General features: G+C 69.1%; 26 protein-coding genes, 1 tRNA gene, 1 other RNA gene and 1 pseudogene. 12 read left to right on the top strand and 17 right to left on the bottom strand.

Annotation, left to right across the window (positions count from 1 at the left end; all coding sequences use genetic code 11):
* The first annotated feature begins 62 nt into the window (after positions 1-62).
* From V2S04_RS09565 to V2S04_RS09550, 4 genes are read left to right on the top strand one after another with little or no spacing between them, the layout of a single operon-like run.
* Positions 63-857 (top strand): IclR family transcriptional regulator, encoded by a 795-nt coding sequence (locus V2S04_RS09565; protein WP_413638288.1) that lies wholly within the window; start codon positions 63-65, stop codon positions 855-857.
* 34 nt (positions 858-891) lie between these two features.
* Positions 892-1,335 carry a MarR family winged helix-turn-helix transcriptional regulator gene (locus V2S04_RS09560; protein WP_413638287.1) on the top strand — a complete coding sequence of 148 codons (444 nt, stop codon included), beginning with the start codon at positions 892-894 and terminating at the stop codon, positions 1,333-1,335.
* On the top strand, positions 1,332-2,558 hold the full coding sequence (locus V2S04_RS09555) for an MFS transporter (RefSeq protein ID WP_413638286.1): 1,227 nt from the start codon (positions 1,332-1,334) through the stop codon (positions 2,556-2,558). The genes V2S04_RS09560 and V2S04_RS09555 overlap by 4 nt, the downstream gene beginning before the upstream one ends.
* Positions 2,559-2,589: 31 nt before the next feature.
* The gene (locus tag V2S04_RS09550; protein ID WP_413638285.1) at positions 2,590-3,072 is read left to right on the top strand and encodes a YbaK/EbsC family protein; all 483 of its coding nucleotides are present in this window, start codon (positions 2,590-2,592) and stop codon (positions 3,070-3,072) included.
* Here V2S04_RS09550 and V2S04_RS09545 read toward each other — a convergent pair whose 3' ends face one another.
* Complete coding sequence (locus V2S04_RS09545) at positions 3,073-3,561, bottom strand: hypothetical protein (RefSeq protein WP_413638284.1); 489 nt, start codon at positions 3,559-3,561, stop codon at positions 3,073-3,075.
* Positions 3,562-3,668: 107 nt separating this feature from the next.
* Here V2S04_RS09545 and V2S04_RS09540 point away from each other — a divergent pair, with 107 nt between their 5' ends.
* The 5 genes from V2S04_RS09540 to V2S04_RS09520 all read left to right on the top strand — a co-directional run bounded on the left by V2S04_RS09540 (position 3,669) and on the right by V2S04_RS09520 (position 6,864).
* Entirely contained in the window at positions 3,669-4,757 is a 1,089-nt protein-coding gene (locus V2S04_RS09540) for an LOG family protein (protein WP_413638283.1), read from the top strand.
* Positions 4,758-4,850: 93 nt separating this feature from the next.
* Positions 4,851-4,926, top strand: a tRNA-Lys gene (locus V2S04_RS09535).
* Between the two features lie 70 nt (positions 4,927-4,996).
* Positions 4,997-5,365, top strand: coding sequence for a hypothetical protein (locus V2S04_RS09530; protein WP_413638282.1), 369 nt, complete (start codon positions 4,997-4,999; stop codon positions 5,363-5,365).
* 88 nt (positions 5,366-5,453) lie between these two features.
* Positions 5,454-6,263, top strand: a complete 810-nt coding sequence (locus V2S04_RS09525; RefSeq protein WP_413638281.1) for an inositol monophosphatase family protein — start codon at positions 5,454-5,456, stop codon at positions 6,261-6,263.
* Between the two features lie 34 nt (positions 6,264-6,297).
* Positions 6,298-6,864, top strand: a complete 567-nt coding sequence (locus tag V2S04_RS09520; RefSeq protein ID WP_413638280.1) for a hypothetical protein — start codon at positions 6,298-6,300, stop codon at positions 6,862-6,864.
* 49 nt (positions 6,865-6,913) lie between these two features.
* Here V2S04_RS09520 and V2S04_RS09515 read toward each other — a convergent pair whose 3' ends face one another.
* Entirely contained in the window at positions 6,914-7,111 is a 198-nt protein-coding gene (locus V2S04_RS09515; RefSeq protein WP_099195701.1) for a hypothetical protein, read from the bottom strand.
* A 123-nt stretch (positions 7,112-7,234) separates the two neighbouring features.
* On the opposite strand from V2S04_RS09515, the gene V2S04_RS09510 reads away from it, so the two are divergent.
* A complete protein-coding gene (locus tag V2S04_RS09510) occupies positions 7,235-7,834 on the top strand; it encodes a TetR/AcrR family transcriptional regulator (RefSeq protein ID WP_413638765.1) in 600 nt (199 codons plus the stop codon).
* 41 nt (positions 7,835-7,875) lie between these two features.
* Here V2S04_RS09510 and ssrA read toward each other — a convergent pair.
* Positions 7,876-8,245: a transfer-messenger RNA gene (gene ssrA / locus V2S04_RS09505) on the bottom strand.
* 146 nt (positions 8,246-8,391) lie between these two features.
* Between ssrA and V2S04_RS09500 the strand changes: the two genes are divergently transcribed.
* Positions 8,392-9,042 (top strand): SIMPL domain-containing protein, encoded by a 651-nt coding sequence (locus V2S04_RS09500; protein ID WP_413638279.1) that lies wholly within the window; start codon positions 8,392-8,394, stop codon positions 9,040-9,042.
* 44 nt (positions 9,043-9,086) lie between these two features.
* Here V2S04_RS09500 and V2S04_RS09495 read toward each other — a convergent pair whose 3' ends face one another.
* A complete protein-coding gene (locus tag V2S04_RS09495; protein WP_413638764.1) occupies positions 9,087-9,266 on the bottom strand; it encodes a hypothetical protein in 180 nt (59 codons plus the stop codon).
* A 57-nt stretch (positions 9,267-9,323) separates the two neighbouring features.
* Positions 9,324-10,370 (bottom strand): annotated as a pseudogene (hflX, locus tag V2S04_RS09490) (GTPase HflX); the annotation flags it as partial.
* A 295-nt stretch (positions 10,371-10,665) separates the two neighbouring features.
* Between hflX and V2S04_RS09485 the strand changes: the two are divergent.
* Positions 10,666-11,313: a class I SAM-dependent methyltransferase gene (locus V2S04_RS09485; protein WP_413638278.1), complete on the top strand. Its 648-nt coding sequence runs from the start codon at positions 10,666-10,668 to the stop codon at positions 11,311-11,313.
* Between the two features lie 21 nt (positions 11,314-11,334).
* On the opposite strand, the gene dapF is transcribed toward V2S04_RS09485, so the two are convergent.
* The 12 genes from dapF to V2S04_RS09425 all read right to left on the bottom strand — a co-directional run bounded on the left by dapF (position 11,335) and on the right by V2S04_RS09425 (position 23,542).
* A complete protein-coding gene (dapF, locus tag V2S04_RS09480; protein WP_413638277.1) occupies positions 11,335-12,207 on the bottom strand; it encodes a diaminopimelate epimerase in 873 nt (290 codons plus the stop codon).
* A gap of 9 nt (positions 12,208-12,216) precedes the next feature.
* Positions 12,217-12,753: a dihydrofolate reductase family protein gene (locus tag V2S04_RS09475; protein ID WP_413638276.1), complete on the bottom strand. Its 537-nt coding sequence runs from the start codon at positions 12,751-12,753 to the stop codon at positions 12,217-12,219.
* A gap of 40 nt (positions 12,754-12,793) precedes the next feature.
* Positions 12,794-13,726: a tRNA (adenosine(37)-N6)-dimethylallyltransferase MiaA gene (gene miaA / locus V2S04_RS09470; RefSeq protein WP_413638275.1), complete on the bottom strand. Its 933-nt coding sequence runs from the start codon at positions 13,724-13,726 to the stop codon at positions 12,794-12,796.
* Positions 13,723-15,276 carry a tRNA (N6-isopentenyl adenosine(37)-C2)-methylthiotransferase MiaB gene (gene miaB / locus V2S04_RS09465; protein ID WP_413638274.1) on the bottom strand — a complete coding sequence of 518 codons (1,554 nt, stop codon included), beginning with the start codon at positions 15,274-15,276 and terminating at the stop codon, positions 13,723-13,725. Before miaB ends, miaA begins: the two co-directional genes overlap by 4 nt.
* A 59-nt stretch (positions 15,277-15,335) precedes the next feature.
* On the bottom strand, positions 15,336-16,016 hold the full coding sequence (locus V2S04_RS09460; protein ID WP_413638273.1) for a regulatory protein RecX: 681 nt from the start codon (positions 16,014-16,016) through the stop codon (positions 15,336-15,338).
* The gene (recA, locus tag V2S04_RS09455) at positions 16,016-17,059 is read right to left on the bottom strand and encodes a recombinase RecA (protein ID WP_099195709.1); all 1,044 of its coding nucleotides are present in this window, start codon (positions 17,057-17,059) and stop codon (positions 16,016-16,018) included. Before recA ends, V2S04_RS09460 begins: the two co-directional genes overlap by 1 nt.
* A gap of 246 nt (positions 17,060-17,305) precedes the next feature.
* Entirely contained in the window at positions 17,306-17,527 is a 222-nt protein-coding gene (locus V2S04_RS09450; protein WP_413638272.1) for a DUF3046 domain-containing protein, read from the bottom strand.
* A gap of 20 nt (positions 17,528-17,547) precedes the next feature.
* Positions 17,548-17,856, bottom strand: a complete 309-nt coding sequence (locus V2S04_RS09445) for a helix-turn-helix domain-containing protein (protein ID WP_099195711.1) — start codon at positions 17,854-17,856, stop codon at positions 17,548-17,550.
* Between the two features lie 153 nt (positions 17,857-18,009).
* Entirely contained in the window at positions 18,010-18,492 is a 483-nt protein-coding gene (locus tag V2S04_RS09440) for a CinA family protein (protein WP_413638271.1), read from the bottom strand.
* Complete coding sequence (gene pgsA / locus V2S04_RS09435; RefSeq protein ID WP_413638270.1) at positions 18,489-19,064, bottom strand: CDP-diacylglycerol--glycerol-3-phosphate 3-phosphatidyltransferase; 576 nt, start codon at positions 19,062-19,064, stop codon at positions 18,489-18,491. The genes V2S04_RS09440 and pgsA overlap by 4 nt, the downstream gene beginning before the upstream one ends.
* Entirely contained in the window at positions 19,064-21,805 is a 2,742-nt protein-coding gene (locus tag V2S04_RS09430; RefSeq protein WP_413638269.1) for a DNA translocase FtsK, read from the bottom strand. Before V2S04_RS09430 ends, pgsA begins: the two co-directional genes overlap by 1 nt.
* A 60-nt stretch (positions 21,806-21,865) precedes the next feature.
* The gene (locus tag V2S04_RS09425) at positions 21,866-23,542 is read right to left on the bottom strand and encodes a ribonuclease J (protein WP_413638268.1); all 1,677 of its coding nucleotides are present in this window, start codon (positions 23,540-23,542) and stop codon (positions 21,866-21,868) included.
* Positions 23,543-23,574: the final 32 nt, after the last annotated feature.

The following is a 23,574-nucleotide window of genomic DNA, read 5'->3' as shown; positions in this document are numbered from 1 at the left end:
CCCGGTGCTGCGGACAAGGCGGCGCTTGCGATGTGGTCACCGAGCCCATTAGCGTCCACAATGTGGAATCCCAGTCCGCCTCGCGTCGTTCGGTGCCCGGAGCGCAGGCCGTCTCGCGCGCCGCCGCGTTGCTGCGTCTGGTCTCCGCCTCGGCGGACGGCGCGTCGCTGCAGGCGCTGGCTCGCGATGCCGGCCTCAGCCGATCCACTGCGCACCGACTGCTCACCGCCCTGCGCGTGGAGGGCCTGGTCGATCAGGACGAGGGCACTGCGCGGTGGACACCGGGGCCCGAGCTGTATCTGATGGGAACCGTGGCCGCGGCGCGATATGACATCACCGAGCTCTCCCGCGACATCGTGCGATCGCTCGCCGTCAAGACCGAGGAGAGCGCATTTCTCTCCACGCGCCGCGCGGATGAGACCGTGTGTCTCGTCCGCGAGGAGGGCTCCTTCCCCATCCGCTCGTTCGTGCTCAGCGAGGGAGTCCGCTTCCCGCTCGGCGTCGCGAGCGCGGGTCTGGCGATCCTCGCCTTCCTGCCTGACCACGATGTGGATGCCTACCTCGAGCGTCACCCTGAGCTCGACGAGCGATGGGGATTCGCCCACGGCCGGGCGCCGCTGCGTCGACGGCTGCGCGAGACGAAGGCTCGCGGATACGCGGTCAATCCCGGCCTGATCGTCGAGGGCTCCTGGGGCATGGGAGCAGCGGTGTTCGACCGCGAGGGTCGCCCCGAGTGGGCGCTGAGCATCACGGGAGTGGAGTTCCGCTTCGCCGCCGACCGTCTGCCGCAGCTGGGCCGGACGCTGCTCTCGCACGCCCATCAGCTCTCGTCGCGGATCGCCGGCGCACGACGCTGACACTTTGCATACCATCAGGTATATACTTGCTGGTATGAACCAGACCGACTCGATCACCGCGATCGTGCTCGCCTCCCATTCGCTGGCGCGGATCGCGGCCCGGGACGCCGGCAACGAGGCGCCCTCCGCGCAGTGGCGCGTGCTCAGCATCCTGAATCAGCACGGTGGCATGCGCCTCGGCGCCCTGGCTTCAGCGGCGCGCACCACGCAGCCGGGCATGACGCGACTGATCGGCATCCTCGAGCACGCCGGCCTGGTCGAGCGCTCCGCCGACCCCGCCGACTCCCGGGCCACTGTGGTGAATGCCACAGTCGACGGCATCCGCGCCCTCGACGAGTGGCGTGAAGAGCTCGGCGCCACGCTCGCCCCCCGCTTCCAACGGCTGAGCGAAGACGACTGGCGAGCGATCGAGCGCACCGCCGCCATCTTCGGCGAGCGCGCACAGGACACCCCCGACGAGACAGGAGACGACGAATGAGCGGAACACCACAGGGATCGATCTGGCGGCAGCCCGCGCAGGTCTGGGCGGTCGCGTTCGCCTGTGTCGTCGCATTCATGGGCATCGGGCTGGTCGATCCGATCCTCCCCGCGATCGCCGATTCGCTGCAGGCCTCCCCCGTCGAGACCGAGCTGCTCTTCACCAGCTACCTGCTGGTCACCGGTCTCGCCATGCTCATCACCAGCTGGATCTCCAGTCGCATCGGCGCGAAGGCCACGCTGCTGGTCGGCCTCGGACTGATCGTGGTGTTCGCCCTGCTGTGCGCGGTGAGCGGAAGCGTCGACTGGGTCATCGGCTTCCGTGCCGGATGGGGGCTCGGAAACGCCCTGTTCATCTCCACCGCCCTGGCGACCATCGTCGGCGCAGCCACCGGCGGCAGCGGCGCCGCCATCGTGCTCTACGAGGCCGCGCTCGGCCTGGGCATCGCGGTCGGCCCGCTGCTGGGCGGGCTGCTGGGCGAACTGAGCTGGCGCGGACCATTCTTCGGTGTGGTGGCGCTGATGGCCATCGGCTTCATCGCCGTGCTCACCCTCGTGCGCGGCGACGACCGGCGCCGGGAGCCGATGCCCTTCTCCGCACCGTTCCGCGCGCTTCGACGGCCCGCACTCGCGGTGCTCGCCGTCGCCGCCCTGTTCTACAACATCGGCTTCTTCGTGCTGCTGGCGTTCTCGCCGTTCCCGCTCGGCTTCGGCGCCATGGGCATCGGCCTGACCTTCTTCGGGTGGGGCGTCGCCCTCGCGCTGACCAGCGTCTGGGCGGCGCCCGCTCTGATGCGCCGCATGCGCCGCACCACGATCATCCTCCTCACCCTGCCGCTGCTCGCCGTCGACCTCATCGCGGCCGGCCTGGTAGTCGCCAGTCCCATCGCCCTGGTGGCGTGCATCATCGTGGGCGGCCTGCTGCTCGGCGTGATGAACACCGTTCTGACCGAGGCCGTGATGGAGGCCACCGACCTGCCCCGCGCGGTCGCCTCGTCGGCGTACTCGGCGGTGCGCTTCCTCGGCGGCGCGATGGCCCCGCCGACCGCGGCAGCCCTGGCACACGCGTACGGCGACACCGTTCCGTACCTGTTCGCCGCCGCCGCGGTGCTGCTGGCGGCGCTGACCGTGCTGCTCGGCCGCCGCGCGCTCGCGCACATCGACGATCACGCCGGCGACGAGAGCGAGGACGCTGCGGCTATCCTCGTCGGAGACGCCGCCTGAGCGGCATCCCGCACACCGAGGAGAACCTGTCGTGACCGCCCCCGAGACGCTCCCGCCCCGCAGCCGCATCGTGCACGACCGGCTCGCCGAGGCGGGGATCGAGGCTCGCATCGTCATCCTGCCCGACTCCGCGCGCACCGCGGCCCTGGCGGCGTCGGCCATCGGATGCCCGGTCGGGGCCATCGCGAACAGTCTCGTGCTCCTGGCCGACGAGCTGCCCATCCTCGTCATGACGAGCGGCGCGCACCGCGTCGATCTCGCCGTTCTCGCTGGTCACCTCGGTGCCGAAGCCGTGACGATGGCGCCGCCGGCCGTCGTCCGCGAGTCGACGGGGCAGGTGATCGGCGGAGTGGCTCCGGTGGGGCATCCCGCGCCGCTGCCCACCTACATCGATGAGGACCTGCGCGCATTCGACGAGGTGTGGACCGCGGGCGGAACACCCGAGACGGTGATGCCGCTCACGTTCGCGCAGCTGGTCGCCGCGACCGGTGGTCGGGTCGTCCGCGTCGCCTGATCACTCGACCATCAGGTCGTCGATCTCGAGATCGTCGTCGAGCAGGCAGTAGATGATCAGATCCGGATACTCCTCCGGCGCGATGTAGAGCAGAGTGAGCCCCCCGTCGCCGAAGACGATGACCCCGTCGAGCGCGATGTCGTCTTTGAGCGCCGAGAGCGCCTCGGCCATGTCGACCTCGTCGGCGTCGCCTTCGTAGGCCGCTTCGGTGAGCTCTTCGACGACCTCCCGCTCGCGGGCCTCGAGGATCTCCTCGGTGAGTCGCGCGAGAGAGTGCTTCACCGTCTCCTGCATCGTGTCGAGGTCGGGCAGGTCCTCACGCTCGACGGGCTCATCGTCGTCATCTTCGTCGTCGTCTTCATCGTCATCGGAGTACTCGAACCCCTCGTCGAATTCGTATTCGACGGTCACTCGGCGGCCGCCGGGAAGTTCTACGGTGGCCGTCAGCGCGCCGTCCTCGTCGGTGTCGATGTCATCGAGATCGATCATGAGAGCTACCTCCTGTCCGCCATGCTCTCACCGGGGCGGCCCGGAGGGAAGAGCCCGATCGGGAACTCGCGGACGAGAGCCGGACGCCGCTGATCTAGGGTCGTCCCATGAGAAGAACGCGCGGCCGGGTCGTCGACGTCGACACGCTCGAGGACTTCGACAGGCGTCTCGCGCAAGGCGCCCGCTCGCTCTCGGGGTGGCGGATGCGCACGCTCGATCTCACCAGACGCGGCAGCGCGCTGCGGGCGGTCGAGGTGGCGGGGTCGCTGTTCCTCGGCTGCCGGCTGACTCTCGCCGACGAGGAGTCCGTCCGCGCGCGCGGTGCCGTCGTGTTCCCCACCGTGCCGGGCATCCCCATCGACACCTACCGCACCACGCTGTACTCACCCGCCGAGCTGTTCGGCGCGGGCGGGTACGCCGACAGCCCGGATGCCCGCACATACGCCTGGTCGCAGCGGGAGACGTCACGCGACGCCACGCTCGCGCAGTCGCTGCACGATCACACGATCGATCTCGCGCTCGCGGAGTGGGTATCGCTCCGCCGCCTGGTCGGCGTGATGGGCGGCCATGGCGTCGTGCGGGGCAGCCGTGAGTACGCCGACGGGGTCGAGCTCGGCCAGCGCCTCTCCTCGACGCTCACGGTGGCGACCGGTGGCGGGCCCGGCGCCATGGAGGCCGTCAACCTGGGCGGGTACCTGGCAGGCCGGGATGCGGATGCCCGTGAGCAGGCCCTCTCGATGCTCGCGACGGTGCCGAGCTTCACGCCGAGCATCGCCGCCTGGGCGGAGGTCGCCTTCGCCGTGCGCGAAGCCTTCCCCGACGGCGGCGACTCGCTCGGCATCCCCACCTGGCATTACGGCCACGAGCCGCCGAATCCGTTCGCCAGCGCGATCGCGAAGTACTTCCGCAACGCCCAGCGCGAGGCGATCCTGCTCGAGGTGTGCCAGTCGGGCATCGTGTTCCTGCCCGGATCCGGCGGCACGGTGCAGGAGATCTTCCAGGACGCCTGCGAGAACTTCTACGCCGACGAGACCTCGGTCGCCCCGATGGTGCTCGTCGGACGCGAGTACTGGACGGAGCGCTATCCCGCCTGGCCGCTGCTCCGCGCTCTTGCGGAGGGGCGGCCGATGGAGCGCCACGTGCACCTCGTCGACACGGTGCAAGAGGCTGCCGATCTCATCACCGCCGGCGCCTGAATCGCGCAACCCGCCCGGCCGACGAGCGCGATTTGGCGCGACCCCGGGCCGCTGGTAATGTAATTCCTCGGCCGGGGAAATCTCCCGGGCCACGCACCTCTAGCTCAATCGGCAGAGCAACTGACTCTTAATCAGTGGGTTCAGGGTTCAAGTCCCTGGGGGTGCACCACGGAGAGCGAAGCCGGGATCCATCAGGGTCCCGGCTTTATTCGTCTGCGCCGGACACGTAGAGTGCCGCCATGCAGATCACCCCGGACATCGTCACGACCCTGCGCCCCGATGAGGTGTTCGTCTTCGGCAGCAACGCCGGGGGCCGGCACGGCGGCGGCGCCGCCCGCGTCGCGTACGAGAGGTTCGGGGCGGTGTGGGGCGAGGGTCACGGGCATCACGGCCAGTCGTACGCCATCGACACCATGAGCGGCCTCGACGTTCTCGAGCGCGAAGCGCGGGCGTTCGTCGCTTTCGCCACCGAGCATCCCGAACTGCGCTTCCTGCTGACCCCGGTGGGCTGCGGGATCGCCGGGTACGCACCGCAGCAGGTCGCCGGGCTGTTCTCGGGCGTCCCCGGCAATGTCACGGTTCCCGCCTCGTTCGTCCCCTATCTCTGAACGGTTCGCGCCGGGCGCGCGCCGTTTCGTGTCTGGACCGATATGCGCGCGAGCGGTTCGGCTCAGGGTCGCCGCTTATCCTGGATGGGTGACCGACACCCGCGCCGACGCCGACCTCGCTGCCGACCTCGCGCTGGCTCTCCGGCTTGCGGATGCCGCGGATGCGCAGTCGATCCCCCGCTTCGACGCCGCTGATCTGCAGATCTCGCGCAAGGCCGATCGCTCGCACGTCACCGATGCCGACTTCGCCACCGAGCGCGCGATCCGCGAGCTTCTCGCCGCCGAGCGCCCCGACGACGGCATCTTCGGCGAGGAGTACGGTGCACAGGGCGACACCCACCGCCAGTGGATCATCGACCCGATCGACGGCACCGCCAACTTCCTGCGCGGCGTACCGCTGTGGGGCACGATGATCGCCCTCGCGATCGACGGCGTGCCGCGCGTCGGCGTGGTGAGCATGCCCGCGCTCTCCCGCCGCTGGTGGGCCGCCGACGGCCTCGGCGCGTGGACGAGCACCCCCGGTGCCCCGCGCCGGCTCTCGGTCTCGGCCGTCGACTCGCTCGATGACGCGAGCGTGAGCTTTCAGAGCATCACCCAGTGGGCGGATGCCGGGAAGCTCCCCGAGCTTCTCGCCGTGGCCGACCGCGTCTGGCGCGACCGCGCCTACGGAGACGTGTTCAGCTACATGCTCCTCGCCGAAGGGCGCATCGACATGGTCGCCGAGTTCGACGTCAAGGAGTACGACATCGCCGCAGCCGTGGCGATCGTCCGAGAAGCCGGCGGCCGCATGACCGCCTTCGACGGCACCGAGAACCTGTCGGCGCTGTCCACGCTCGCCACGAACGGCATCCTGCACAACCCCTTCCTGTCCCTCTTCCGCGACGCGCGACTCCCCTGAGCGCGTCACCGCCCCCTCTCCCCCCTCGGATTCCATGAGCCCCCGCATCCCACTCGCCTTCAGCGCGCTCGCCGCAGCCCTCCTGCTGTCGTCCTGCGCCGCCCCCTCGCCGACGCCCCCTCCCCCGTCATCCGCCTCAGCCAGTCCCGAGCCGACGCCCGTCGCCACGACGGCCCCGGTCGACGAGACGCCCGCCGCCGATGCCGACCCGACCTGCGAGACGATCATCACGAGCGGCACCGTCGACGCCCTCACCTCACAGGGATGGTCGTCGAAGCGCGAAGAGCTGCGCATCGGCGAGACCGTCGTCGAAGGCGGTCTGCTGTGCATGTGGGCGGACTTCAGCACCGCCTCCGATCACGGCCAGATGTACGGCTGGGGTGCCCTCGACGAGCGCGCCGCCGCGACCGCCCAGTCGAACCTGAAGCGCGACGGCTGGCTGCGTTCGACCCAGGGCGGCCTCGTCTACTTCACCGAGGATCCCGCCTACGCCATCGCGACCGACGAGGACGGCTTCGGCATGACCTACGAGTTCGGCGACGGCTGGGTGAAGTTCGCAGACACGAAACAGGGCCTGCTGCTCATCGACTGGAAAGGATGAGCGAACAGGCCCCGATGATGAAGGCGCCGCCCACGGGCGGCGCCTTCCGTCACTTCTGGCGCTGGTTCCAGTTGTCGGTGCGGCGGGTGGCCGAGCCGCGCTGACGCATCACGTACGCGAGCGCGAGGCTGACGAGGACGATGCCGCCGCTGAACGCCACGCCCTGCCATGCCGGCATCTCCCACGCGGCGCCGAACAGCCAGAAGCCGCCCAGGAACAGAACCATGAACACGATGAAGTCGACCACGTCGAAGCCTTTCCGATCGTCGGATTACCTTCTCAGCTTAGCGGTCTGACGACTCCTCCTGCGGCTGAGCGGCGCCCGAGTCCGCGACTAGAGTTGGGGGATGCCGAGGAGCCGCCCGTGACCATGCCGACGAACCGCGCGCAGCGCCGCGGGCGGCCGGGCCACGACCGGGACGACGTCATCCGGGCAGGCGTGCAGCTGTTCAACGAACAGGGGTACGACGCGACCTCCGTGTCCGACCTCACCACGCGTCTGGGTGTGACCAAGTCGGCCCTCTACCACCACGTGGACTCGAAAGCGCAGATCCTTCAGATCGCGCTCGACGAGGCGCTCGACGGTCTCGAGGAGGCACTGCAGACGGCCCTCACGCACCCCACGCCCGGCGAACGGCTGACCGCCATCGTCGACGGCGCCGTACGGGTGCTGACCGCGCGCCAGCCGCAGGTGACCCTGCTGCTGCGCCTGCGCGGCAACAGCGACATCGAGATGGCGGCGCTCGAGCGCCGGCGCCGCTTCGACCACACGGTCACCGACCTCGTGCGGGAGGCCCAGGCCGAGGGTCTCGTCCGGGCGGATCTGGATGCCGGTGTCGCCACCCGCCTGATCTTCGGGATGATCAACTCGGTCGTCGAGTGGTATCGGCCCGACGGCCCGGTCGATCCGGCGCTGCTGGGCGCGGAGATCCGCGCCGTCGCGCTGGACGGGCTGCGTCCGCGACCGTGACCGGAGCGTAGAGCTCCGGTGATTCCACAGTGACAACGGCTTGGTGGAGCTGGGGGGAATCGAACCCCCGTCCGACGCTGCTAATCCACGTCTTCTCCGGGCGCAGTCTGTGAAGGCGTTCTGCTCGGCTCCGACCTTTGTCACAGACACCTAAGTCGACGAGCCCAGTCTGGGAAGAGTCCCACGTGACGTCCAGACGCCGTCACGCAGCAAGATCCCTAGATGACGCCAGGGTCCGTATCGGGATCACATACGGTCTGACGGACTATCGGGCTCGCTTAGGCAGCGAGGGCGAAGTCGTTGCGCTTGGATTCGGCAACTATAGGTTCGCAGGGAGCGTTCACGAGATAACCCTGCATCCTCGGCCCGCTTCTCGTCGATACACAGGCGCCGTCGAAACCGATCAGCCCCGTGGACCTTCTTGCGAAGGAGCCGCTGTCACACTGTGGAATTACCAGCGGGAGCAGGTGCTCCCGAGCATCAAAGAATACAACGGATCAACGCCGGATGCTATTCCGCGCCCGGGAGCGTCTGCAGTGTGCCGTACAGTCGCTCGCATGAGCGAAGTCATCATCACGGTCCGCGGCGAGCACGAGCTGCGCGTGGCGCCAGAGCGGGCGACGATCCATCTGTCGGTGTCGTTCGAGGGCCCCGGGCGGGCGGAGGTCGTGGAGCGAGTGCTGGCTGCGGCGGCTCCCGTGCGTGAGGGCGTCGAATCCCGGAAGGAGGCGGGCAGCGTCACCGAATGGAGCAGTCAGCGCATGAGCGTGTACGCCGAGCGGCCGTGGAACAACGAAGGGCGCAAGCTCGCCCCGGTGTACCGCGCGAGCATCGACTTCACCGCCACGTTCGCCGACTTCTCCGAGATGTCGATCTGGGTGACCGAGATCTCGGCAGACGACGGGGTGTCCGTCGGATCGATCGACTGGCATCTCACGCCCGAGACCGAGCGCGAGGTCGAGCGCGAGGTCGCGACCCAGGCCGTCGGCGTCGCCGTGTCGCGTGCGCGGGCCTACGCTCAGGCGCTCGGGCTGCACGACGTGACGCCGCGGGAGATCTCCGACCGCGGGCTGATGTCGACCGAGAGCGCCGCCTTCAAACCGGTCGCCATGCGCGGCATCGCGATGGATTCGGCTGCCGCCATGGAGTTCCAGGGCGAGGAGATCACCGTCTCCGCGACGGTCGAGGGCCGCTTCTCGGCATCCTGACTGACCTTCTTGTGCGGGCGGGCGCACCGGCCCGCACAAGAATGTCAGTCGCGGGCGAAAGGCGCGAGCTCGGCGGCGAGACGCTCCGACACATGCGCGTGCACGGCGGTGCCCTCCTCCTCGTGCTCGGCCGAGACCAGCACGCCGCTCTCGTGCACGGCCGAGATCAGATCGCCCCGGTCGTACGGCACGAGCGCGCGCACCTCGACGGCCGGCATCGGCAGTCGGCGCTCGATCTCGGCGCGCAGCTCGGCGATGCCCTCGCCGGTGCGGGAGGAGACGAAGTGCGCGCCGGGCGCGAGGCCGCGCAGCACGAGCCGCTCGTCGTCGTCGACCAGATCCGCCTTGTTGAACACGACGATCTCCGGGATGTCCCGCCCGCCCACGTCTCCGATCACGTCGCGCACGGTCTGCAGCTGGGCCGACGGATCAGGATGCGAGCCGTCCACCACATGCACCAGCAGGTCCGCCTGACCGACCTCCTCGAGGGTCGAGCGGAAGGCCTCCACCAGCTGGTGCGGCAGGTTCCGCACGAAGCCGACGGTGTCGGCGAGCGTGTAGACACGGCCGTCGGCGGATTCGGCCCGGCGCACGGTGGCATCCAGCGTCGCGAACAGCGCGTTCTCGACCAGCACACCGGCGCTGGTGAGCGCGTTGAGCAGACTCGACTTGCCGGCGTTCGTGTACCCCGCGATGGCGACCGAGGGGATGGTGTTGCGCTTGCGCTCGGCGCGCTTGGCGTCGCGCGCGGGCCCGAACTCGCGGATCTGCTTGCGCAGCTGCGCCATCCGGGTGCGGATGCGGCGGCGATCCAGTTCGATCTTCGTCTCACCCGGTCCACGCGAGCCCATGCCCGCACCGCCCGCGCCGACCTGGCCACCGGCCTGACGGCTCATCGACTCGCCCCAGCCGCGCAGGCGCGGCAGGAGGTATTCGAGCTGGGCGAGCTCGACCTGCGCCTTGCCCTCACGGCTCTTCGCGTGCTGGCTGAAGATGTCGAGGATGACGGTGGTGCGGTCGATGACCTTCACCTTCACCACGTCCTCGAGCGCGCGCCGCTGGCTGGAGGCGAGCTCGGTGTCGGCGATGACCGTGTCGGCGCCGACGGCGGCGACGATCTCCTTCAGCTCCTGCGCCTTGCCGCGCCCGAGGTACGTCGCGGGATCGGGATGCGGTCTGCGCTGCAGCAGACCGTCGAGCACCACGGCACCCGCAGTCTCGGCGAGAGCCGCGAGCTCGCGCAGCGAGTTCTCGGCATCATCCTGCGCGCCCTGCGGGTACACACCCACGAGCACGACATTCTCCAGACGCAGCTGGCGGTACTCGACCTCGGTGACGTCCTCGAGTTCGGTGGAGAGGCCCGCGACGCGACGAAGCGCGTGCCGGTCCTCGAGATCCCACTGCTGGCCGTCCGCATCGGTGTGGGCGGCGGATGCTGTGTCCTGCAGCGCCTGGGCGGCGCCGAAGACCCGCGCCTGGGTGCGGGGCTCGGCGTTCGCGAGCACGCGATCCAGTGCATCCTGTGTGGTGTTGTCGTCGTTGATGTTCGTCATCCGGTGGTGAACTCTGTCCTCTCTGAGAAGCGCCTTAACCTTAGCCCGCGGTGTCCGGTACGCTCACTGCATGCCGTCGTCCGATCATTACTTCAGTGCGGCCCCGGCCAGTGCCGAGAACCTCCGAACCATCGCCGTCCCGCTCGCGGGACGCGATCGGCAGGTGACCACCGCAGGCGGCGTGTTCAGCCCCGACCGTCTCGACACCGGCACCGCGGTGCTGTTCGCCAACATGGCTCCTCTGCCGCCGAGCGGCAACTTCCTCGACCTCGGGTGCGGCTGGGGTCCGATCAGTCTCACCATGGCCCTCTCGTCACCGCACGCCACGATCTGGGCGGTCGATGTCAACGAGCGTGCGCTGGATCTGACCCGCCGCAACGCCCAATCCCTCGGCCTCACCAATGTCAACGCCGTGAAGCCCGAGGATGTTCCCGACGACGTGGTCTTCACCACGATCCGCTCCAACCCGCCGATCCGCGTGGGAAAGAGCGAGCTGCACAACATGCTGGAGCGCTGGATCCCCCGGCTCGACGAGCGCAGCGACGCGTGGCTGGTGGTGCAGCGCAACCTCGGATCCGACTCCCTGCAGCGCTGGATGACGTCGGTCTTCACGCCCGGGTACAGCATCACCCGGGCCGCGACGGGCAAGGGATATCGGATCCTGAAGGTGCGCCGCCACGGCAATCCGCCGACAGCACCCATCATGCTGCCCGAATAGGCGGCGCTCCCCCGAACCGGCTCAGGCCAGGTCGATCTCTCCGCGGTAGACCAGCTGTGCAGGGCCCGACAGGGCGACGTGCTCGCCGTCCTCGGCGGGGAACATCCGCACGCCCAGCACGCCACCGGGCACCTCGACCCGCCACTGCTGCGGCGCGCGGGAGCCGGCCCAGTGACGAACCGCCAGAGCGGTCGCGGCGACTCCGGTGCCGCAGCTGAGCGTCTCGCCGACGCCCCGCTCGTGCACGCGCATCCGCACATGCCCGATGCCGTCGCGCACCAGCGGTTCGCCCGGCACCACGAACTCGACGTTGGCTCCCGCGGCAGGCGCGGGGTCGAGCACCGGCGTCGGATTGAGATCCAGCCCGGCGAGTTCGTCGTCGGATGCCAGCGCCACCACGACATGCGGGTTGCCGACATCGATCCCCAGGCCCGGCCGCGGGACGGAGAGCCCGGCCGCGCGTGCGAGCGGCTCACCGCCGTCGAGCCGCCACAGCCCGAGGTCGACCTGGTATCCGTTCTCCGAGCGCATCACGTCGCGGACGCCGGCCCGCGTGCCGATCGGCAGCGTCGAGCCGCTCTCGATCTCTGCCAGCCCGGCGCGCAGCAGATAGTGGGCGAAGACGCGGATGCCGTTGCCGCACATCTCGGCGATGGATCCGTCTGCGTTGCGGTAGTCCATGAACCATTCGGCATCCGGCTCTTCCGCGAGAGCCGCGGCGCCCTCGGGCAGCGCACGCGAGCGCACGACGCGCAGCACCCCGTCGGCGCCGACGCCGAAGTTGCGGTCGCAGAGCGCCTGCACCTGAGCGACGGTCAGATCGAGCGCTCCGTCGACGTCCTCGATGATCACGAAGTCGTTGCCTGTGCCGTGCCCCTTGGTGAATGCGACCATGCGACCAGTCTAGGGAGCGGGCGCACCGACGACGCGGTAGCGACCGCACAGGAAGCTGCGGTTGCGCGCCACCTCGATCAGCTCGAGATCGAGCCGTCGCGGCAGCAGCGGCGCGCCGGCGCCCAAGGTGACGGGTGCGTACTGCAGCCAGACCTCGTCGAGCAGACCGGCGTCGGCGAACTGCCCGGCGAGGTCTCCCCCGCCGACGATCCAGATGTCTTTGCCGTCTGCGGCCGCCAGCATCTCGGCGTGAACCCGACGGACATCGTCCTGCGTGAATCTCACGTCACCGTGCTCTGGTGCGGACATCTCGCGGTGTGTGAAGACCCACGTCGGCTGCGCGTAATCCCAGCGTCCCTTCTCGTGCCGCATCACCCACTCGAACGTCGACGCACCCATGGCCAGGGCGCCCACCCGGGCGATGAAGCCGGGGTACGCCATCGGGCCGTCCTCGTCGATGTCCTGACTCAGCAGCCAGTCCAGCGAATGATCGGTCGTGGCGATGAAGCCGTCGACGGATGACGCGGTGTAGAAGTGCGTGGTCATGGACTCATCGTGCACCGGACCGCCGACACCGCACCAGACCTCAGCCGGTGACCGCAGTGACATCGACCGGATGCTCGATCCACTCGATGTCCGGGTAGCGCTTGAACCACGACACCTGCCGGCGCGCGTACCGTCGCGTCAGCGCCTGTGTCTCGGCGATCGCCTCATGCTGCGTCATCTCACCGCGCAGCTGGGCGAGGGCCTGTGCGTAGCCGATCGCTCGAGACGCGGTGATGCCCCGCTCGATGCCTGCGGCGCGCAGCCGCTCGACCTCCTCGAGCATCCCATCGCGCCACATCCGTTCGACGCGCCGGTCGAGTCTCTCGACGAGAACATCGCGAGCAGTGTGCAGGCCGATGATGCGGGTGGCGGGATGCCAGAGCCGCGGCGTTTCGGGAAGCACCGCGCCGTGCGTGGCGCCGCCCTGCTCGATCACCTCGAGCGCTCGCACGATGCGACGGCCGTTCTTCGGGTCGATCCTGGCGGCGGTGTCCGGATCGACCTCGCGCAGTCGCTCGAACAGCGCTCCGGCGCCGTTCGCGTCCAGCTCGGCCTCCAGACGCGCGCGGACCGCGGCATCGCGCGGCGGGAAGCGGAAGTCGAAGATCACGCTCGAGACGTACAGCCCCGACCCGCCGACGAGGATCGCGTCGGCGTCGCGCGCGAGGATCGCCGTGATGGCCTCGCGGGCGATCGGCTGGTACCAGGCGACTGCGGCCTCGTCGGTGACATCACGGACGTCGAGAAGATGGTGCGGGATGCCCCGTCGCTCGTGCAGCGAGAGCTTCGCCGTGCCGATGTCCATGCCGCGATACAGCTGCATGGCGTCGGCGTTGACGATCTCGGCGGGATTCCCGAGCGCACGCAGGCGCTCGGCGAGGTCGAGCGCCAGATCGCTCTTGCCCGTTCCGGTCGCACCGACGACGGCCCAGAGCCGCGGTGCGGCGCCGGGGCGACCAGGCCCGGGGGTCAAGACCCGACGGGGCGCAGTGTCGGCAGACCGAGCGACACCGCTCGCGGTGCACCCGCCTCTCCCGGCACAGCGGGCACTCCGCACGACGCGGCCTGCGCGCGATCCCAAGCGTCACCGCCGCGGGTGCGGCGGATGCGCAGGGGTGCACCGGTCGGATCGTCGGCCAGCAGGTGGAACGGCGCGCCGTGGGTGATCTTCACCGTGACGGCGTCGCCGGGACGGGGGAGCTCGGATCCGGGGGTCACCTCGAAGTGCACGAGGCGGTTGTCTTCCGCACGACCGGTGAGACGGTGGGTCTCGGCGTCCTTCTTGCCCTCGCCGACCGACACGAGCACCTCGACCTCGCGGCCGACCTGCTTCTGGTTCTCTTCGAGCGAGATGCGCTCCTGCAGCGCGATCAGCCGGTTGTACCGCTCCTGCACGACTGCCTTGGGCACCTGGTTCTCCATCGTCGCGGCCGGAGTGCCCTCGCGGATGGAGTACTGGAAGGTGAACGCTCCCGAGAAGCGAGACTGCTCGACGACGCGCATCGTGTCTTCGAAGTCGGCATCCGTCTCACCGGGGAAACCGACGATGATGTCGGTGGTGATCGCGGCGTGCGGAATGCGCTCGCGCACGCGCTCGATGATGCCGAGATAGCGCGAACTGCGGTACGAGCGCCGCATCGCCTTGAGGATGCTGTCGCTTCCCGACTGCAGCGGCATGTGCAGCTGAGGCATGACGTTGGGTGTCTCGGCCATGGCGTCGATGACGTCATCGGTGAACGCCGCCGGGTGCGGGCTGGTGAAGCGGATCCGCTCGAGACCCTCGATCTCGCCCGCGGCGCGCAACAGCTTGCTGAACGCCTGCCGATCGCCGAACTCGACGCCGTACGAGTTCACGTTCTGACCGAGCAGAGTGACCTCGATCGCTCCGTCTTCGACGAGCAGGCGGATCTCGTTCAGGATGTCGCCGGGGCGCCGGTCCTTCTCCTTGCCGCGCAGACTCGGCACGATGCAGAACGTGCACGTGTTGTTGCAGCCGACCGAGATAGACACCCAGCCGCTGTGGGCGGAGTCGCGCTTGGTGGGCAGGGTCGATGGGAACACCTCGAGCGACTCGAGGATCTCGAGCTCTGCCTCGCCGTTGTGACGGGCTCGCTCGAGCAGACCGGGCAGCGATCCCATGTTGTGCGTGCCGAAGACGACGTCGACCCAGGGTGCCTTATCCAGCACCGCCTGCTGGTCCATCTGCGCCAGGCAGCCGCCGACCGCGATCTGCATGCCCTCGTGCTTGTCCTTGCGGGACTTCAGGTGGCCCAGTGTTCCGTACAGCTTGCCGGCGGCGTTGTCGCGGACGGCGCACGTGTTGATGATCACGATGTCGGCTTCGTCGCCGGCATCCGCACGCACGTACCCCGCGCTCTCGAGCGAGCCGGACAGCCGCTCGGAATCGTGCACGTTCATCTGGCAGCCGAAGGTGCGCACCTCGTAGGAGCGGCGACGCCCGTCGGCGGTGATCGCCGCGTCGGATGGCGCGATGATCGTCGGTTCGGAGGAGAGAGAAGACATGGTTCCTCCATTCTACGAGCCGCCGGGCCGGGTGGCCGAGCGGCTCGTGGAACGCAGGTTCAGTCGGAGTCGACGAAGCGGACGCCGCTCGGACGGCTCGTCGCCCGGCGCACCCCGACCTCACTCAGGGCGGTGCGGGCGGCGCTCATCGCCACCGATCCTCCGTAGCCGCGTCGGGCGAGCTGCCCGTGCAGCCGGCGCAGTGCAGTGTCGAAGTCGAGCCGGCTCATGCCCGATGCCTTGCTGCGGGCGAACTCCAGCGCACGCTCGGCATCGTCGTCGGGCAGCTCTTCCAGCGCGTCGTCGATGACGTCGCGCGGAATGCCCCGCTGCGCGAGCGAACGGGCCAGAGCGATGCGCCCTTGCCCCTTCCGCTCGGCCCCGGAGGTCACCAGCAGCGAGGCGAGGGTGTGGTCGTCGAGATACGAACGGCGCTGGAAGTCGTCGAGCACATCCTCGATCGCGTCACGGTCGAGATCGTTCTCGCGCAGAACGGATCGCGCCTCGGCAACCGACAGCTGCTTGGCGCGCAGCTTGCGCACCAGCGCGTCTTCGGCACGCTGACGGATCTCGTCGGGATCCGCCTCGATCGAACCGGTCTCGTCGTGATCGTCGCGCGTGTCGCCGAACCGACCGCTGCGCCGGGGCGCCGCCCGCACGGAATCCGTGGCAGGAACGGCGCCCCGCGCCCCGCCGAACAGCGGGATGATCGGTGCGAGGTCGTCACCGGAGCCGGACATCACGCCGGACGGCGCTCGGCCAGCTCGTCGACGGTCGCGTCAGCCTTGACACCCACACCCAGCTTCTGCTTGATCTGCGTCTCGATCGCCATCGCGATGTCGTCGTTCTTGATCAGGAAGTTGCGGGCGTTCTCCTTGCCCTGGCCGAGCTGGTCGCCGTCGTAGGTGTACCAGGAGCCGGACTTCTTGACGATGCCGTGTTCCACACCGAAGTCGATCAGGCTGCCCTCGCGCGAGATCCCGACGCCGTACAGGATGTCGAACTCGGCCTGCTTGAACGGCGGCGCCATCTTGTTCTTGACGACCTTCACGCGGGTGCGGTTTCCGACCGCCTCGGTGCCGTCCTTCAGTGTCTCGATGCGTCGGATGTCGAGGCGCACCGATGCGTAGAACTTCAGCGCCTTACCGCCGGCGGTGGTCTCGGGCGATCCGAAGAACACGCCGATCTTCTCGCGCAGCTGGTTGATGAAGATGGCCGTGGTCTTGGTCTGGTTCAGCCCACCGGTCAGCTTTCGCAGGGCCTGCGACATGAGTCGCGCCTGCAGACCGACGTGCGAGTCGCCCATCTCTCCCTTGATCTCCGCCTCGGGCACGAGGGCCGCGACCGAGTCGATCACGACCAGGTCGATCGCGCCGGAGCGGATCAGCATGTCGGCGATCTCGAGCGCCTGCTCACCGGTGTCGGGCTGCGACACGAGCAGCTGGTCGATGTCGACGCCGAGCTTGCGGGCGTACTCGGGGTCGAGCGCGTGCTCGGCGTCGATGAACGCGGCGATGCCGCCTGCCCGCTGCGCGTTGGCGATGGCGTGCAGGGTCAGGGTGGTCTTACCGGACGACTCGGGACCGTAGATCTCGATGATGCGTCCTCGCGGCAGGCCTCCGATGCCCAGGGCGACGTCGAGGGCGATCGATCCGGTTTGGATGACCTCGACGGGGGCGCGCTCGTCACTGCCCAGTCGCATGATCGATCCCTTGCCGAACTGACGTTCGATGTGCGCAAGTGCGGAATCCAAAGCCTTCTCGCGGTCGTCGGTCGATGGCATGACGTGCTCCTCTGTATCTCGAAGTTCTGCCGCCTGTAGGCTGTCGCGGCCGTTCCGGACGGACCGACTCTGCGACAAGGCGTATGGCTGAGTGCCACATCCTTCACCGTAGGAGCAGCCACCGACATTCGTTCGGCGGCAGCGTCTGATGTGGAGAAGATGACGTCAAGACCACTTGTGCAGAACATTACGCGCGCATCGAACAGAACTTCGACGACACGCCGTGCCGTGTCGGTCGAGTTTCGATCAGCGTTCGCGGGGGTCGAGACGCCCGACGCCGTATCGACGGGGCGCCGGCACATCGGTCTCGTCGCACAGGGCGAGCCAGATGTCTCGCGGCGGCACACCGGCATCCAGCGCCTCGCGGGCTGTTCTGCCCAGTGCGCCCAGGATCAGGTCGTGCGTCAGAGAGTCGGCGCGACCGCCGAACTCGTCGTCCACCGCGCGGAGGAACTCACTGCGTCGCATGGGTGAGCGGGGCCGCTCGATCAGTGCAGCGACAGCTCGGGCTCGACCGCGGCGACGAGGTCGTCGGGAACGACATCCGGGAAGCGGCTGAGGCCCTCGAGCACCGAGATGCGCTCCCCGACCTCGCGCATGATGGTCGAGATGGGAACGTCGAGCGCCTCGGCGACCGACGCGAGGATCTCGCTGGACGCCTCCTTCTGGCCGCGCTCGACCTCGCTCAGGTACCCGAGCGCGACGGAGGCCTTGCTCGCGACCTGACGCAGGGTGCGCCCCTTCTGCAGGCGGAAGTCCCGCAGCACATCGCCGATCTCCTGTCTGACGAGGATCATCGGAACCTCCTTTCCTTCGCGCCACCCGGAACCTGCTCCGAGGGGATCGCCAGTCTAACCCGATGGGGTGTCGTTGAATCTACTGTTTCTCGCTGTGCTTGAGTTGTGAGTGAGCGACCTGTCACGTAGAGGAGAACGCCGTTGCCCGGGGAGCTATTCCCCGACTGCTCGCAGCGCCGCGGCGACGGCTGCGGCCACGGCCTGCTGACGAACCTCGGCGCGGGTGCCCGTGAACAGATGCGGGATGCTGCGACGGCCGCGGGGAGTGACCACGCCGATGTGCACGGTGCCGACCGGCTGACCGTCGGGCGAGTCGGGACCGGCGATGCCGGTCGTGGCGATGCCGACATCGGCGGCACGTCCGTCCACCGCCACTGTCCGTCGCACCCCCTCGGCCATCTGCACGGCCACATCCGGATGCACGGGCCCGTGGTCGGCGAGGAGCACCGCGTCCACGCCCAGCAGCGAGTGTTTGAGCGGCGTCGCGTACGCCACCACACCGCCGAGCAGCACCGCGGAGGCACCGGGCACCGAGACGATCTCGGAGGCGACCGCTCCCCCGGTCAGCGACTCGGCGACCCCAAGGGTCCACCCCCGCTCGCGCAGGGCGCCGACCAGCCGTGCGGCGTCGCTCACGCCGCACCCCGGCGACCGCGCACCTGAGCCACGACGTAGTCGATGCCGCTCGCGACGGTGAGCACCAGCGCCAGCACCATCAGCACCTGGGTGATCACGACCCACGGCGTCTGGCCGACGAGGCCGTGCAGCGGAAGCAGCGCCCAGCTCAGGGCGACTCCCTGCACCAGGGTCTTCACCTTGCCCATCCACGCCGCCGCGACGACGTGCTCGTGCACGAGCGTGAAGCGGTGGATCGTGATCGCCCACTCCCTGATCAGGATCACGATGATGATCCACCACGGAACCTCGCCGAGGATCGCCAGCCCGAGGAAGCCTGCGCCGGTGAGGAGCTTGTCGGCGATCGGATCCCAGAGCTTGCCGAAGTCGCTGACGATGTCGTATCTGCGTGCGAGGTACCCATCGACCCAGTCGGTCGAGATGGCGAGCACGAACAGCCCCGCTGCCACCCACCGCATGACGATGTCGTCGCCTCCGAAGGGGCCGGCCAGGAGCAGCAGCACGAAGAAGACGACCGCGAGCGGGATGCGCGCGACGGTGATCGCGTTGGGGAGCTGCCGTGGGATCGCCATCACTCGCGTCCCGTCAGGCCCCAGGCGTCTTCGTCGCCGTCGTCATCGCTCTCGACCACCGGCAGACCGTCGAACTGCTTCTCGACGGGATCACCGCCGTATGGGTCGGCGGCCGGGGCGGCCGGGGCCGCGGCGGGCGCGTCGTCACCGCGCAGCTTCGCGAGCACACCGGGCAGCTGCTCAGAGGTCACCAGCACGTCGCGGGCCTTGGACCCCTCGGAGGGGCCGACGATCTCGCGCGACTCCAGCAGGTCCATGAGCCTTCCCGCCTTGGCGAAGCCGACGCGCAGCTTGCGCTGCAGCATGGATGTCGAGCCGAACTGCGACGACACGATCAGCTCTGCTGCGGCGAGCAGCAGCTCGAGGTCGTCGCCGATGTCCTCGTCGACCTCCTTCTTGCGGGCCTCAGCCGACTCCTGCACGTCGGGACGGTACTCCGGACGCGCCTGCTGCGTGACGTGCTTGACGACCGCGGAGATCTCGGTCTCGTCGACCCAGGCCCCCTGCAGGCGGAAGGGCTTCGAAGAGCCCATCGGCGAGAAGAGAGCGTCGCCCTGACCGATGAGCTTGTCCGCTCCCGGCGCGTCGAGGATGACGCGGCTGTCGGTGACGCTGGTCACGGCGAACGCCAGGCGCGACGGCACGTTGGCCTTGATGAGTCCGGTCACCACGTCGACGCTCGGGCGCTGCGTGGCGAGCACCAGGTGGATCCCCGAGGCGCGGGCCAGCTGGGTGATGCGCACGATCGAGTCCTCGACGTCGCGCGGCGCGACCATCATCAGGTCGGCGAGCTCGTCGACCACGACGAGCAGGTACGGGTACGGCTTGAGCACCCGCTCGCTGCCCGGCGGCACCTGCACCTCGCCGGCACGGACGGCCTTGTTGAAGTCGTCGATGTGGCGGTAGCCGAACGATGCGAGGTCGTCGTACCGCATGTCCATCTCCTTCACCACCCACTGCAGCGCCTCGGCCGCCTTCTTCGGGTTGGTGATGATGGGCGTGATCAGGTGCGGCACGCCGGCGTAGCTGGTGAGCTCCACGCGCTTCGGGTCGATCAGCACCATGCGCACGTCGGCGGGGCGGGCGCGCATAAGCAGGCTCGTGATCATCGAGTTCACGAAGCTCGACTTGCCCGAGCCGGTGGAGCCGGCCACGAGCAGGTGCGGCATCTTGGCGAGGTTCGCGACGACGATGTTGCCGCCGACGTCCTTGCCGACGCCGATGGTCAGCGGGTGCGTGCTCTTCTGCGCCGCGGTCGAGCGCAGCACGTCGCCGAGCGCGACGGTCTCCTTGTCGACGTTCGGGATCTCGATGCCGATCGCGCTCTTGCCCGGGATCGGCGACAGGATGCGCACGTCGTTCGATGCGACGGCGTAGGCGAAGTTGTTGCTCAGCTGGAGGATCTTCTCGACCTTCACGCCGTGGCCGACCTCGACCTCGTACTGCGTGACCGTCGGCCCGCGCGAGAAGCCGGTGACCTTGGCATCCACCTTGAACTGCTCGAGGACGCTGGTGATCTGCTCGATGGTGCGGTCGGTGGCGTCGGAGCGCACGACAGGGGGCGGGCCGGACTTGAGCACGGCCGTGGAGGGCAGCACGTAGGGGGCGGCGGGAGCCTGCATCCCCTTCTCCCCCGGGCCGTCGGTGCCGAAGCCGTCGAGACCGGGCAGCTCGCCCGTGGATCCGTCGTCGTCCAGCAGCGCGGTGGTGTTCTGCTCGCCGAGCAGGCCGGTCAGCGCGCTGACGTCCGAGAGCACCTCGGTCGCCGCGTCGGCCGAGCCCGGCCGCGCCGGCTCGTCGTCGACGATGACCGCCTGGTCGTACGCGGTCTTCTGCGCGGGCTCGTCGAAGAGCGCGGTGATGGCCTGCGAGTCGACGTCGTCGTCCGGCGTCTCCTCCCGGCCGCTCTTGTTGCGACGCCACCACGGCAGGTCGTCGCCGCTCTGCTCGTCGGCATCGGCCGCCTTCTCGGCCTCGCTCGGACGCATCGGGCGCTCGGCACCGAACATCCAGGCGTACAGGTCGCCGAGTCGCTCGCCGATGCGGTTCGGCGGGGTCTTGGTCAGGATGAGGATGCTGAGCACGGCCAGCAGCGCGAGGACGATGTACGCGACGACGGGAGTCAGGAACGCCAGGGGCTCGCCGAGCATCCAGCCGAACAGGCCGCCGGCGGCGCTGAGCTCGGGCATCCCGTCGCGCGGCTGCGGCCGGACGATCGCGTCGGTCGCACCGGTCGTGCCCGACGCGACGTGCAGGATGCCGGCGAGCGAGAGCACGAGCAGGCCGAAGCCGATGCCGATGCGGCCGTTGTCGTGCACCGACGACGGATGGCGGAACAGCCACCCCGCGAGCAGAAGCAGCAGCACGGGCAGGACGAACGCGACGCGACCGACCAGCAGTCCCCAGGTGAACGCGCTGACGTTCTGCGCGACCTCGTTGCCGATGAAGAACCACTCGACGACGCCGCCGATGATCGCGAAGAGGACGAGCAGCAGCGGAAAGCCGTCGCGACGCTGGTCCTTCTCGAGGTTCTCCGGTCCGAACGCGCGGAACAGACCGCCCACGCCGTGCGCGAGCCCAAGCCACATGCGCACACCGAGCGGCGGCCGGTCGGCCTCGTCGATGTACTTCTTCGGCGCGGGAGCGGCTTTCGCGCTCGATCGAGCGGCCGCCTGCCGCTTCGGCCGCGACGAGGTCGCGCTCTCGGACGCGCGCTCGGACTTGGTGGTGCTCCTGGCCATGTCATCCACGGTACGTCGCGCAGCGGACAACGGCCCGCAATGACGCGGGTTTACGCGCGATCAGGCCTCGATGACGAGCGGCACGATCATCGGGCGACGACGCAGCTTCTGGTTGACCCAGCGACCGATCGTGCGGCGGATGATCTGCGACAGCGCGTGGTTGTCGCGCACGCCGTTGCGGGCGGCGTCCTCGAGGGCAGCGACGATCTTCGGGGTGATGTCGTCGAAGACCGAGTCGTCCTCGGCGACACCTCGCGCGTGGATCTCGGGGCCCGAGATGATGCGCCCGGTCGACGAGTCGACGACGACGATGACCGAGACGAAGCCCTCCTCGCCGAGGATCCGGCGATCCTTCAGGTCTGCGTCGGTGATGCCGCCGACCGTCGATCCGTCGACGTAGACGAAGCCGATGTCGAGCTGACCCGCGACCCGCGCCTCGCCATCACGGAGGTCGATGATCGTGCCGTTGCCGCCCACGATCGTGCGCTCCTCGGGGATGCCGGTGGCCTGCGCGAGCTTGGCGTTCGCGATCAGGTGACGGTACTCGCCGTGCACGGGCAGCACGTTCTTCGGCTTGAGGATGTTGTAGCAGTAGATCAGCTCGCCCGCGGCGGCGTGACCCGAGACATGCACCTGGGCGTTCGCCTTGTGCACGACGTCGGCGCCGAGCTTGGTGAGCCCGTCGATGACGCGGTAGACCGCGTTCTCGTTGCCGGGGATCAGGCTCGAGGCGAGGATGACCGTGTCGCCCTCGCCGGGCTCGATCGCATGGTCGAGATTCGCCATCCTGCTGAGCACGGCCATGGGCTCGCCCTGCGAGCCGGTGGACATGTAAACGATCCTGTCGTCGGGCAGGTCGCGCGCCTTCTTGTAGTCGATCAGCACGTTGGCGGGCACCTTGAGGTAGCCCAGCTGCTCGGCGATGGTCATGTTGCGCACCATGCTGCGGCCGAGGAAGGCGACGCGACGGCCGTGGGCGTGCGCGGCGTCGATGACCTGCTGCACACGGTGCACGTGGCTGGAGAAGCTGGCGACGATGACACGTCGTCGCGCCTTGCCGATCACCTGCTCGAGCACCGGCCCGATGGAGCGCTCAGTCGGCGTGAAGCCGGGGACGTCGGCGTTCGTGGAGTCGACGAGGAACAGGTCCACGCCCTCCTCGCCCAGACGCGCGAAGGCCCGCAGGTCGGTGATCCGCCCGTCCAGCGGCAGCTGGTCCATCTTGAAGTCGCCCGTCGCCAGCGCGAGGCCGGCCGGGGTGCGGATGGCGACGGCCAGGGCATCCGGGATCGAGTGGTTCACCGCGACGAACTCGAGGTCGAACGGGCCGACCCTCTCCTCCTGCCCCTCCCGCACCGTGAGGGTGAAGGGCTTGAGGCGGTGCTCCTTGAGCTTCGCCTCAACCAGCGCGAGCGTGAGACCGGAGCCGATCAGGGGGATGTCCGGCTTCAGCCGCAGCAGGTACGGCACGGCGCCGATGTGATCCTCGTGACCGTGCGTGAGCACGACGCCGACGACATCGTCGAGGCGGTTCTTGATCGGCTCGAAGTCGGGCAGGATCAGGTCGACTCCGGGCTGGTGCTCCTCGGGGAAGAGCACGCCGCAGTCGACGATGAGGATCTTGCCTTCGTATTCGAAGGTGGTCATGTTGCGACCGACCTCGCCCAGACCGCCCAGCGGGGTGACCCGCAGCGTTCCTGGTGCGAGCGGTTCCGGTTCGGCGAGGGGGAAGGACATTCAGTCTCCTCAAGCGGGCATGCGGGGCCCGG

Origin of the sequence: Microbacterium sp. OR21, from assembly GCF_047306785.1 — a bacterium.
In the GTDB taxonomy this organism is placed as follows: Bacteria; Actinomycetota; Actinomycetes; order Actinomycetales; family Microbacteriaceae; genus Microbacterium; species Microbacterium esteraromaticum_E.
This window is presented reverse-complemented; position numbering and strand designations above follow the sequence as displayed.